This window comes from Ralstonia sp. TCR112, assembly GCF_007997035.1.
In the GTDB taxonomy this organism is placed as follows: domain Bacteria; phylum Pseudomonadota; class Gammaproteobacteria; order Burkholderiales; family Burkholderiaceae; genus Ralstonia; species Ralstonia edaphi.
The window spans coordinates 1-12,128 of the sequence record NZ_VOSS01000083.1 but is presented as its reverse complement, the minus strand read 5'-3'; the positions used below and the strand labels follow the sequence as shown (position 1 = coordinate 12,128).

Here is a 12,128-nt window from a genome sequence, read left to right as displayed (position 1 = left end):
AGCCAGCGTAAGCGTGGGAAAGGTCAGCAGCGGCAGCCCGGCCGAAAACATGGCGCGGCATGCGAAGTGGTTGGAATTCGAAACTGCAGCGGGTGCGGCCGGACGAGCGATGGAATCGTCGTCGAATGGCTGGGTTCAAAGCGCTGACGTGCGTCACTATCCGCGTGCCTTCGGCTCAAGCGTCATGCGTTCGGGCGCGCGCGCACGGCGTTGCTGTGCAGCCCTATTCTGAAGCGGCAGCGACGTTGCTCGCATTGCCTCTCACGCCAATTTCTTGCGGTGCGGTCAAACCCACAACGCCTCAGCCAGCATGAACGTCAATAACGCCACTTCGTCCCGAAGTACGACGGTGCCGACCAGCAGTGCGCCCAGCACCTCTGGCGCGCCTACTACCGGTTCACCGGATCGTGTGCGTAGAGCGCCTGCCGATGCCCCCGATATGCCTCCGCCGCGCAGGCAACGGCTCAATACGGCACAAGGCTCTGGCAGGCCGGCATTTCGGCACGTGCAACTCGGCAGCGTTGCGGCACAGCCCCCCATGAAGCGGGCACGTCCGCTTCGGCCCCGCCCGACGTGCCCCTGCTCGACAATCGTCCGACACTGGAAAGAATGGGCATTGAGCACCCGTTGCTCGGCCACTCTTGGTACGGCAATCCCGCGGACAAAGCCCGAGCGGCCGGCAAGCGGCCCGTGGTCGACGCACACGACAGAGCACAGCCAAGTCGGACCGCAAGCGGCCCTCAACTGACGTCAGCGCAACAGGCGGTCATCGAACAGGCTCGAGCGCGGGTCCGACAGTCCCTGCAAGGGCCGCTGACTAAGCTGCAGCTGGCGCTGGACAGAAATCTCGATCTGGAGGTCGCCAAGTTCCCGATCAAGAAGGTGGACTGGGCCCTGGCGCCGCTGCTGATGGCGGCAGAGAATGCGCGCAATCCGGGGCTCAACCTGGTGGCCCTGCACATGGAAACCGCCGAGACCGCGTCCGATGACGACGACAAAGACGAGCTTCCGCCGCTCGCGAATTCGCACAATTTCGGCGCCTTTATTGAATCCGCGCCACCCGGGCGATACAGGGCCATCGTCAACGACGGCGCGCATACCAGAGCGGCCGACATCCGAAAGGACACGCAAGGCACCACCGTGATCGTGGTTGATCCCTTGCGCAAGGAAAAGGACGAAGCCGAGTACGACCAGTACGCGGACAACATCAGCGCTGAAGCCGGTGAGCACGCAAAATGCGCGTTTATCCCCGTGGACTTGCAGAAATCCGCCTTTGGCTGCCGGATCTTCTCGATGTCGCTGGCCCTGAAGATGCACGCGCGAGAAGGCGATTTTTCAGCGCTGCATGACGCGTTACGAGACGGCACAGACCCGGTACCGTTGGTGTCGCGCGCTAAGACCACAGAAGAGCTGGGTGCGTTGCTCGTGTTGGACGGGGCACCGCTGATCGACGCCCGCATGATGAAGCACAGCGACGCCGCCAGTTCGGTCCGACGCTACGTTGCAAGCCATCCGGATCAGGCGACCACGGAGGTGAACAAGCGCAAGGAGACACTACAGGACAGAACGAACCGGCACCTCAAAGAACGCATCATCTTGGCTCGCGTGGACGCGAATGGGACCGTGCCCTCGTCGCCGACAAAGAAAGCACGGCTGAGCACGTCGATCGAGCACAAGCGCATCTCGATGATCCTGCGCACGATGGCTTATCTGGATACGGCACCGCCTCAAGCCGTGGCACACATGGCGCAGCTGGTGTCGCGCGCCAGCCAGGAACTGTCTAAGCAATAGGGCCGGGCGGTACTTCTCAGCCCGGGTGGCGCCTTCGACGCCGTCGCTTTGCTGCGCAATTGCACGTGGGCGATTCGTCTTGGAAGCAGGAGTTTCGTATTCCTGTCCGGAGCACGATGTGGTCTTCGATTAATTTTTAGCTCGATATAAAAGCTGAGAGTTTCATCGATGCATACCAATCTGAATCCATGGGATATGAGCGCGTTTAGCCAGCACTATGGCGCGCTGACAGAACATCATCCAACGCAAACGCCCGAGGGCAGCCCGCAAGCCGATCGGTCGTCGCGATCGTCTTCGGCACATTCGGCGGAGATTCAGGAATTGAGGAGCCTGCAGGAAACGCCGCGGGCCGCAATTTCCCGCTCACGCCACAGTGAGCCTGGCCTTCAGCGGCGCTCTTCTTTGCCGAGTGGCGACAGCGTGCGGTTGCGCTCTGAGTTGGCCGCTTGGTGCGAGCGTACTGAGGCGAAACCCTCATTGCTTGCCAAACTGGGATGTTGTGCGGCGCCTCCCGCAGTAGGCGGACGTCGCGAACAGCGCCGCGAAGCCATGGAGCGAGTCTTGCGTTGCTTGGACGCAGGAGAAGCCGGAACCCACTTGGCGCTCAAGAACCTGAACCTGTCGCAACTACCGCCGGGACTGCATCGCCTCCCGCACCTGCGCAATCTCGACGTATCGGGCAACGAAAATCTGACGCGCCTACCGGAAGAGCTGAGCCTTTGCAAAAACCTTGAGCGGATCAACGCTGATGACTGCTCCATTTCGGCTCTGCCGTCTCAAATCGGCGCGCTCAAAAATCTGAGGGAAATCTCTCTGGCGTTCAATGAACTGAGGACCCTTCCCGATTCGATTGGCCAATGCAGCAGCCTGACTTCGATTTCGGCACCCGGTTGCAAGATCAATAAGTTGCCCGCCAGCCTTGCCAATCTGGCGCAGTTGAACAAGCTGGATGTTGCATCCAACCCGGAACTGCGCGAATTGCCGCACCAGATCGACTTGGAACAGGTCGCTGTGTACAGCACAGATACACGGTTGGCTTTGATGAACCGAGTGTTCAAGGCACCCACGTTCGACCCCGAAACCAGGCAGACGTTGTCGTACCACGCGGCTGTGCTACATGACCAATGGAGCGGGCTATCGCGCCATCTATCGCCCGACGCGCGAGCACGGGTGGATCAACTGCGTCAGGGCGCATCGACCACACTTGCCAGTGAGGATCACGATGCATCGGCTGCGTGGAAGACCGCCGCAAACAAGGTCAGCAGCTGGGCAGAAAAAGGGTTGCCGATCACGCTTGACCGGATCTGCAAACTGAACCAACTGCTGCTCCCGGAAGAGGATGACGACGAGGCAATCGGCGGCCAACTGCGCGAGGTCAACGTGCAAGCTGCCGATGGCAACACATGGACGAACCACCGTTATCCGCCCCCGGAGAGCCTGAAAGATGAGATGGCGGCGTTTTCGGAATGGCTGCAGAGAAGCGAACAGCAATCGCATGCGCGCGATGCCCTGGGCCATGTCGAATTTGCCGCACAGCTGCACCAGCGTTTAGCGAGTCTGCATCCTTTTCAAGACGCAAATGGCCGCACAGCCCGTCTTGCCATGGACTGGGCACTGCAGCGGCACGGCTTGCCGCCTGCCCCGCCTGTGGGTGAAGCCAGCCGCCTTCCGGCGTCTTTCTTGGGAGGAAGGCGCGTCAGTCCCGAGAAGGTCGTACTCGAAGCGCTGGAGGGAATGGCAACGGTTGTGAGCGAAGTACGCCGGTAAGCCTGCATGCCGGTCCGACCGTGGCCGAACACCAGCACGTCCAGTGAATTGCGCCCGCAGGGCACAAGCGCGATCCGTCTCACAGCTTCACTGGACCACGCGGAAAAGGATAGAGACACGGGCCTTTCCTCACTCCTGACAATACTGTCATGCGGGCGGCACACAATCGCATGGAAAAGCAAGAATGAAACCCACCGGAATCACCCCAACTTTTTCGAAGGGCAACGTATCGGATACAACGCCCGTCTCAGAGGCTGCCGTACCCAGGCAAGAACACGAACCACGGCGGCGTGGTGGGCAACTGAGTGGTCTGCTCTCGCGCAAGAAGGCTTCCGAAGCAGTCGGCCCCTCGGAGCCACGTTCCACGGGGTCCCGTGCGAACGTGGTGGATGCGACTCATCGAGAGTTTGTTGCGGCCCAGATTTACAAGGCCCAGACCATGTATCACGCCACGACCGCGCAAAGCAAACACTCCATTCAGAAGCGCGGGTTCTCTGCGCATAAAAAATCAGGCGGCGCCACTGCTGAACTGACAAGCCAAGTAGCCATGTCCGAGCAGTTCAACCAGAACGCGAAGACGCACCACTACGCCTTTACCGACGTCCAGAACGCAAAGGCATTCCACAAGAACAATCTACGGACGTCTGATTCGGCTGCAATCGTGAGGTTCTTCAAAGACCGCACGCCCTTCGAGCGCGACCCCGATTTCTCATTGCCTGCTGCAAGAAGAACGTCAGCAGACATACCCGCGAGGCAGATCCTGAAGTCGCGCAAGAGTCCGCCCACGGCCGGGGAAAGCGAAATGATGCGCCGCGCTCTGGCGCACGAGGGGGTCGATGTCACCCAAGCGGAAGCGGGTCGGCTGTTGCGAGAGGTTCAGTCTGACTCTGAAGACGATTTTCCGGCGACGCCAACCGACCGGAAGAAGCCTTTCTGGCAAGAGACGCGAGAAGGAAATGCCGACCTGAGCCGTGAAGATTTCATCAAGAGTCGCAATGCGTAACGCGTGACAGCCAGAGCAACGTCATTGCGCCCCCAAACCGCTCTCTCGACAGCAGGCCATGAAGACCCGTTAGGCAGCATGCCGGCACGCACACATCAAGCCGCCAGCTTCACCGTCTGAGCCACCGCTTCCGACTGCGCGCCTGCCGGCTCGACAGTCAGCTGATAACCCCGCGAGTAGACCGTCTTGAGTTCGACGCCCGTCCCCTGGCCGAAGCCCAGCTTCTTGCGCAGCTTGTAGATGTGCTGTTCGATGGAGCGCTCTGCAACGCTCGCGTCTGTGCCCCACACGGCAGAGGCGATCTGCTGGCGTGACAGGAACGACCCGGACGAGGAGAACAACAGCCAGGCCGTGGCAAATTCGCGCGCGGTCAGGCGGATCGGCGTGCCGTACAGCGTCACCGTGCGGGTCAGCCGGCACAGGCGGTAGGGCCCGGCCACCAGTTGCGTATCGATGGCGACCTGCGTCGACTTGCCGGCCCCGCGCAGGATGCGCTGCACGCGCGCGCACAACTCCTCGGCGGTGAAGTGGCCGGAAATGACGTCGTCGATGCCGGCGTCGAAAGCGCTGAGGATCTCGTGGCGGCTGGCAAAGTCGCCAAACACCAACGTGGGCCGGCACATATTGGCATTGCGCTCGCGCCCGGAGAGCAACAGCCGGGCAGCCATGCCGAACTGCTGCGCATCAATCATCACCAATGCGAAGACATCGGTGTGGCCGGTGCGCATGAGCGCCGATGCGTCGTCAAACCGCACACAGGTGACGCCGTGCTCCGACAGGCAAGCTGTTACATACGAAAAACTGGTTGGATTGGTGGTGAGTACCGCAAATTTCATGACAAGCCCCGACGGTGCGGGGCTGATCAACACGTCTGCCCCGCTGTTGTGTTTCGCAACAGCATAGCGATCACAATGTGTTGAGCCATCCCTATGACTAGCGATGCGGCGTGCCGACGTTTGCAGGGTGCGTCCGCGCATCGGGCAACGTCACCCGATGCACGTCTTTTTGAAGAATCGATTTGAGGATGTTTGAATTTTCGGCAACCAAACCGTTGCCGCGCGGCACACCTGCGTGTGCGCAACTGCATTATTTCGGTAGTCCGCCGGCTTCGAGCGCGGCGAGGCCGATTGCACTGCGTGAGTCGACACCCACCTTTCTCATGATGTGCCCCACGTGGTGCGCACCGTCCAGTAACTGATGTTCAGGGCCAGGGCGATCTGTTTGTCTGACATGCCCTTGAGCATCAGGTGGCAGACCTCGCCTTCGCGCGCGGTCACACCAAACCGCTGCTGGAACCACGCAGACGACCCCACCACCCGCGCGACCAGGTGAATGCGATACACCGGTGCGGCGCAGCTGTCCTCGCCCGGCCGCTCCACGCAAAAGCCGAAGCCGTTCCACTGTGCGTCGCGCGAGCCGTTGGCCACCGCAGCCAATTCGACATAGAGCGCGTCACGCTCCTCACTGCTGACGCCGGCCAGGATGGCGCGGGCCTTCGCGTTCGGCTCGGGTAGCGACGTGCCGTTCAGCTCGAACGTGGGCATGTGCATCTCGGTATCGGCGCCGACCTCCTGCCGCTCCTGAATCGCGCGAAGCTGCTGGGCATTCAGCAGATGCGGCTTCAGGAGGCTGAGCAGCAAGATCTCCCGGTCGCCGAAACGCTTTTTTGGGTCACTGGTGCTGAATCGATAGTCCAGCAGCATGCCGTTGGCGTCGGGCACGCGCAGGCTGATGCCCGGATACGCGTGATGCCGGCAGAGGTAGTCGGTGAAATACTCCGAGCGGCTCCATTCCGCGCGGGAGATCTTCCGCTCGATCACCACGGGTTCAAAGCTGTCCTGGAGCAGCTCCGCGATCGGATCGAACGCATGGAAATAGTGCCGATACTCCACGCGCATGCCCTGGTCCCGGCCCCACAAGGCGCTGGAATGCGGATGGTGCGCACCGCCCGGCCACCAGAACAACTGCGCCATGAGATCGACATGCAGCAGCGACCCGAGCTTCCGGATCAGCTCGGGGCGTTCGACAAGGCCGTGGCTCGAAGGCTCATGAAGACGCCCCGTGATGTCGAGCAGCGCGCGCAGTTCTGCTGTGGAAAGGTCCATCAATGGCTTGGCCGGCGGCTAGCGGGTGTTGAGTCTGGGCATTCGTTGTGGTGATCCGATCACACGCGTCAGTACCAATACAAACAGGACTATCGGCATAACGGCGCAGGGCTATAGCCGGTGCACTTTCATGGTGCCAAGCGCGGCCAGTTTCAGGTCAATGCAGGATTTGGCCCACCCCGTGGCACGCCTGCCCCGCACTGACCATCGCTATCCATAGCGATGGTTGCCGGCCGCCCGATTTTGCGATAGTGGGCCTGCGGAGGACTGCATTCCGGCGATGAACCGGCACCCCGTCAGCCTTAACCGAAGTTGCATCGTGCTTTTTTTGGGGGGGACCCGCATGCCAGCGCCACTACTCACGTCGACGAACCTGCCGGACTTATACAGCACCGGCCTTCCATCGACCGCCATGGTTGCGCGTTGGGACGCGGCGCCCGCACCACTGGCCGTCATCTTTCTGGATACGTCGCTGCTGAACGACTCCACCTGGCTGCCATCGCAAACCACGTTGCAGCCGATGGCGCTGGAAGACGTGCAGCAAATGCTGAGCGGCGCCTTGCAGGCGCCCGTGCCGGCCAGCGGCGTGGGGCCTGACACATTGCTCGCCCATGTGGAGCCCAGGCCGCTCACCCGCCGCCAACGCGACATTCTTCAAGAGGTGGCCTGCGGCTGCTCGAACTCCGAGATTGCCGAGCGGCTGCACATTAGCGTCGAAACCGTCAAAACACACGTGCGCCAACTGCTCGCCCGGCTGGGTGCACGGAACCGCACAGAGCTTGCGACGATTTATCAACGCAGCCAGCAAGTGGGCTAAGCGGCGCACCGTTTTGCGCTTGATACGTTCCCGCTTACTGCATCGAGCATGCGGCGCCAGGCCAGGCCGAGCATGACAAGGAAGCGGGACAAAAAAAACGCCCGCTAGGTGAGCGAGCGCAAAGGTCCACACCGGAGGGGCGATGGACGCGGGAAACTGTTAAGCGCACTCAGACCGGCAATCAGGCCCGAACATCCAGGGCGACACCCAGCGTCGCCTGGCAATGCAGTGCCATGACCGTATGCCCGGATAGCCCGAGCTGAACCAACGGCGGCGGCGGGCCGCAGTCGAGATCAAGCGCCTCGGCCACGCCAAGAAACTGCCCGAGCATGCCGTCACGGGTTGCAATCGCCTTGCGTATCGCTTCGGGGGCCGAACTCTGGGCCATGAATTCCTGTTGCGCCTGCCCTGTCAGCACATGCAGCAATGAATACACACCGGTTTGGTATGCGGCGTCTGCCAGCGCGTAGTTGCCCACGGCCACAGCCTTTGCAAGAAGCTCCATAAAGCGGGCCCGGACCGCCACCATCCGGAAGAGCGGGTTGGTTGCCAGATCCGTCCCTGCCCCGCCCACGAACAGCAGCAGCTCTGCCCAACGGCCCAGCGTTTTCGTGCCGACCCGCATGATGGCGTCGCGGATCGTGATGGCGCTGCAGCCGCAGTCTCCACAAGCGGCGGACTGCGCGAGCTTCATCAGCCGCGTCAGCAGGAGCGGGCTTTTCTTCACCAGGCTCTCCAACTGCGCAACCGATGGGTCCTTCGTCAGAAGCTGAAGCAGCGTAAACAGGCTGTTCGTAGACTCCGGCAACCGCCGCTGCGCCAGCACTTCTGGCCGCGCAAAGAAATAGCCCTGGAACAGGTCGAATCCCAACTCGCGCAGCAACAGGTGTTGCGCCGCGGTTTCCACCTTCTCGGCAAGCACCTTGAACTGGTGACGCCGCGCGGCAGCAAGAATCTCGTCAATGGCCGCAGGCGTTGCCGCGCTGACGTCCACCTTCACGACGTCAACCAGGTCCAGCATTTCGCGGGGCACAGAGGTGATGTCCGTCACATCATCCAGGGCAAGCCGATAGCCGTGCTTTTGCAATGCCCTGCATTCGGCAATCGTCGCCTCATCAAACTGCACGGTCTCCAGCAGTTCGAGCGTGAACCGCTGGGGCGGCAGGATCTCCAGCAGCGCGAGATTGATGGAGTGCTGGCCGATGTTGACGTAGCCGCCCAGATCGCCCAAGACGCGGTCGACGCCAAACTCGCTGACCGTGTTCAGGATGACGTTGCTTGTCGCCAGGGTGCCGTCGGAGAACTCCGCACGCGTACAGCGGGTGGTCCCCCGAAACAGCAGCTCGTAGGCCACCAATGCGCCGGCTCGATCGACAATCGCTTGTCGCCCGATCAGCGCGTGGCCGCCATCGCTTTCCGCTTGCGCTTGCATCGATCGGCTCACGGCAGCGCAGCGGCCGACATGCTTGTGTCGGCATGCGACGTGATGATGTGCGAGCAGAAGTGGGCCAGGTCTTGCAGCACGGCAATCTGCGCGGCATCGATCTGCCGGGGCACCACATCGAGCACGCACAACGTGCCCAGCGCATAACCGGCTCGATCAACGAGCGGTGCGCCCGCATAGAAGCGGATGAACGGGTGCCCCGTCACCAAGGGGTTGTCTGCAAACGTCGGGTCGGCCGCGGCGTCTTCCACGATGAACGGCTCCGCCCCCAGGATGGCGTAGTTGCAGAACGCCCATTTGCGGGGAGTCTCGCGCGTGTCCAAGCCGTGGCGGGACTTAAACCACTGGCGCCGATCATCAACAATCGAAACCAGCGCCATGGGCACGCCCAACGCATGGCAGGCCAGCCGCGTGAGCCGGTCGAACTTCGGGTCATCGGCGGTGTCGAGAATGCCGCACGCCAACACTGCCTCTACGCGCTCGCTTTCGCGTGCGCCTACTGGGTAGTCGCTCATTGGTGTCTCCTTGGGGGGCCGTCTTCTTATGCGACCTGGAAGCTCTGCACCGAGTGCGCGAGCGCCTTGCCCTGTTCCTCAAGCGCTTGGGACGCGGCTGCGGCCTCCTCAACCAGCGCGGCATTGCGCTGTGTCATTTCATCCATCTCTGACACGGCAATGTGGATCTGCGCGATGCCCTGGCTTTGCTCGGCACAGGCCGCCGCAATCTCTTCAATGAGCGTCGTCACGCTGGCCACGGAGGTCGTGACCGATTCCATCGTCTTGCCCGCACGGTCGGCAACGATGGCGCCTTCCTTGACGTGCGCGCGTGACGTTTCGATCAGTTCCTTGATCTCCTTGGCGGCCGTGGAAGAGCGCTGCGCCAGGGCGCGCACCTCGCTGGCCACCACGGCAAACCCGCGGCCCTGCTCGCCCGCGCGTGCCGCTTCCACCGCAGCGTTCAAGGCCAGGATGTTGGTCTGGAAGGCAATGCCCTCGATGAGGCCCGTGATCTCGCCAATGCGTGCGGAGCCATCGCTGATCTTGTTGATGACGCTAACGACATCGCCCACGTCGGCGCTGCCCTGTTGGGCGATGCTGGATGCATTCGTTGCCAGCGCTGCTGCCTGCTGTGCATGGGCCGCGTTCTGTTGCACGGTGGTGGTCAGTTCTTCCATGCTCGAAGCCATCTCTTCCAGCGCAGAGGCTTGTTCTTCCGTCCGGCTGGAGAGATCAACGTTGCCGCTGGCAATTTGCGTGGAGCCTGCGGAAACCGAGTGCGCCGCTTCACCGACCTGGCCGATGAGGGTGCCCAGCCCATCGCAGATGGTCTTCATGGACGACAGCACACTGCCCGGATGCGCCACGTCAAAACTGGCATGCGGGCGGAAGTCGCCGCTGGCGATGCGTGTTGCGGACTCCGCCAGAGCCACCGGTTCAGCACCGAGCGCACGCAGCAAGCTGCGGGCAATGGCCCAGCCCAGGATGCTGGCCAGGGCAAAACCAAACAGCCCCGCGCCCACGCCCACCCAGACACCCGAGGCGGCATAGGCTTGCGCGCTTTCCACGGACTTTGCGGCGCGTCCGTTTGCGTAGTCTTCAAATTCCCGCACGGCCGTGCGCAGCGCTGCCAGAAGCGGGATGCAATCGCGGTTGATCATCTGCACCGCTGCGTCGTGCTGGCCTGCCCGCGCAAGCCGCACGATCTCCACCACCACGGGCCCGTACTTGGTTTCAACGGTACGAATGGCAGCAATCATCTTGCGCGCCGTGTCTGTCACGTTCGGGCCGTTCTGCGCTTCCGCCTCCAGCTTTGCCAACTGCTGCTCCACGTCGGCATGCGCATTCTCGACTGCCTGCAGTTCTCTTACGCGGGCCGCTTCGTCCGAACTCAGCACGGCGTTGCGCGCGGCAATCGCGCGCTGGTTCACTGCAGACCGGATCGAGTCCGCCAGCTTGGTCCGCAGATAGATGCCGCGCTCAAAATCCCGGAACTGGTTTCCGAGCGCGTTCAATTGATAGCAACTGATGGCGGCCACAACCGCCACCAGAAATGCCAGCGCCCCGAATGCGCCAATCAGTTTCGCCTTTACCGTCATAGAGCCCCCCGCTCAAAGTGCTTCTTCATGAAGCTTTGTTTTGCTGGAGCGTAAAGAGGCTCTGCCACGCTTGTCGGGGCAACTTTGTCTAGTCCGAAATAGTTGATCTTTGCAGAACGCGCTGTGGACCGCGCCTCGCGCGCGGCTTTGTTGCGCTATATAACAACTTACCGGCCCGCAGCACGGCCGCGCGCTTCGTTCCTGCACCCCACTGCGGAGGGGCGCAGGTAGAAAACCCCGCTTCAATGTGAACGCAAGCGAGTGCAGGACCCCGAGACAGAACTACTCCATTTGAGGTACATGGCTGGCATGAGCCGTTTTCATCGACCCGATGAAATTCGCTTCATCAGCCGGCGGAGCGATATACGGACCGCTTTTTGGAGGGGAAAAATACATTGCGCGCCATATAACATTACGCAATGCTTACAGGGCCCGTAGACGTGTGTTTTTCCGGAGACAAGGCCCCATGCGGGTTTCCCGGGCGCGGTGCCCGCCAATGTGAGCGATCCATCGCATCGACGCTTCGGGCGTAAAGCTTGACGCTCGGCCCTCTGAGGCTGACGTTCCACCCTCAGACACTGAAGCTTCACCCTCAAACACTAAAGCTCCACCCTCAAACACTGAAGCTCGACCCTCAAACACTGAAGCTCCACCCTCAAACACTGGCGCTTCACCCTCAGACACTGAAGCTCCACCCTCAAACACTGAAGCTCCACCCTCAAACACTGAAGCTTCACTCTCAAACACTGAAGCTTCACCCTCAAACACTGAAGCTCGACCCTCAGACACTGACGCTCCACCCTCCGAGCCTGGCGCTCGACTCTCAAAGTACCGACTCATCGGACCTCTGACAGTGGCGCTCCACCCTCTGAGGCTCGCGTTCGACAGTTTTAGCTCGGCAGTCGACCCTCAGACCTCGGCGCGCGAGTGTTTGAGCTCGAAATTTTGAATGTCTGAGAGCGGCGCTTGGGTGTTGGCGCTCGGCGTATGGGCCTCAGACCGTGGCGGTCGGGCCTTTGAGGGTCATGTTCCGCCTGCTGAGGTCGGCACATGAGGGTTGCGGGTTGGGCGTTGCGCCCGATGCTAGCGCCCCCGCCCGTCGCGGG

9 protein-coding genes are annotated in these 12,128 nt (G+C 61.8%); 4 read left to right on the top strand and 5 right to left on the bottom strand.

Annotated elements, in window-relative coordinates; translation table 11 throughout:
• The first annotated feature begins 573 nt into the window (after positions 1–573).
• The 3 genes from FUT88_RS19335 to FUT88_RS19325 all read left to right on the top strand — a co-directional run bounded on the left by FUT88_RS19335 (position 574) and on the right by FUT88_RS19325 (position 4,561).
• Positions 574–1,791, top strand: a complete 1,218-nt coding sequence (locus FUT88_RS19335; RefSeq protein ID WP_261797217.1) for a YopJ family acetyltransferase — start codon at positions 574–576, stop codon at positions 1,789–1,791.
• A 168-nt stretch (positions 1,792–1,959) separates the two neighbouring features.
• On the top strand, positions 1,960–3,558 hold the full coding sequence (gene xopAC / locus FUT88_RS19330) for a XopAC/AvrAC family type III secretion system effector (protein ID WP_147217531.1): 1,599 nt from the start codon (positions 1,960–1,962) through the stop codon (positions 3,556–3,558).
• Between the two features lie 184 nt (positions 3,559–3,742).
• Positions 3,743–4,561, top strand: a complete 819-nt coding sequence (locus tag FUT88_RS19325; RefSeq protein ID WP_147217529.1) for a hypothetical protein — start codon at positions 3,743–3,745, stop codon at positions 4,559–4,561.
• A gap of 95 nt (positions 4,562–4,656) precedes the next feature.
• On the opposite strand, the gene FUT88_RS19320 is transcribed toward FUT88_RS19325, so the two are convergent.
• Positions 4,657–5,397, bottom strand: a complete 741-nt coding sequence (locus tag FUT88_RS19320; protein WP_147217527.1) for a response regulator transcription factor — start codon at positions 5,395–5,397, stop codon at positions 4,657–4,659.
• A 321-nt stretch (positions 5,398–5,718) separates the two neighbouring features.
• Positions 5,719–6,666, bottom strand: a complete 948-nt coding sequence (locus FUT88_RS19315) for a LuxR C-terminal-related transcriptional regulator (RefSeq protein WP_325205672.1) — start codon at positions 6,664–6,666, stop codon at positions 5,719–5,721.
• 343 nt (positions 6,667–7,009) lie between these two features.
• Here FUT88_RS19315 and FUT88_RS19310 point away from each other — a divergent pair, with 343 nt between their 5' ends.
• Positions 7,010–7,483 carry a helix-turn-helix domain-containing protein gene (locus FUT88_RS19310; RefSeq protein ID WP_147217525.1) on the top strand — a complete coding sequence of 158 codons (474 nt, stop codon included), beginning with the start codon at positions 7,010–7,012 and terminating at the stop codon, positions 7,481–7,483.
• A 181-nt stretch (positions 7,484–7,664) separates the two neighbouring features.
• Here the strand turns inward: FUT88_RS19310 and FUT88_RS19305 are convergent, their stop codons facing one another.
• From FUT88_RS19305 to FUT88_RS19295, 3 genes are all read right to left on the bottom strand, one after another.
• Positions 7,665–8,714 (bottom strand): EAL and HDOD domain-containing protein, encoded by a 1,050-nt coding sequence (locus FUT88_RS19305; RefSeq protein WP_186829340.1) that lies wholly within the window; start codon positions 8,712–8,714, stop codon positions 7,665–7,667.
• A gap of 209 nt (positions 8,715–8,923) precedes the next feature.
• Complete coding sequence (locus FUT88_RS19300) at positions 8,924–9,442, bottom strand: GAF domain-containing protein (RefSeq protein ID WP_147217521.1); 519 nt, start codon at positions 9,440–9,442, stop codon at positions 8,924–8,926.
• Between the two features lie 26 nt (positions 9,443–9,468).
• A complete protein-coding gene (locus FUT88_RS19295; protein WP_147217519.1) occupies positions 9,469–11,022 on the bottom strand; it encodes a methyl-accepting chemotaxis protein in 1,554 nt (517 codons plus the stop codon).
• Between the last annotated feature and the right edge of the window lie 1,106 nt (positions 11,023–12,128).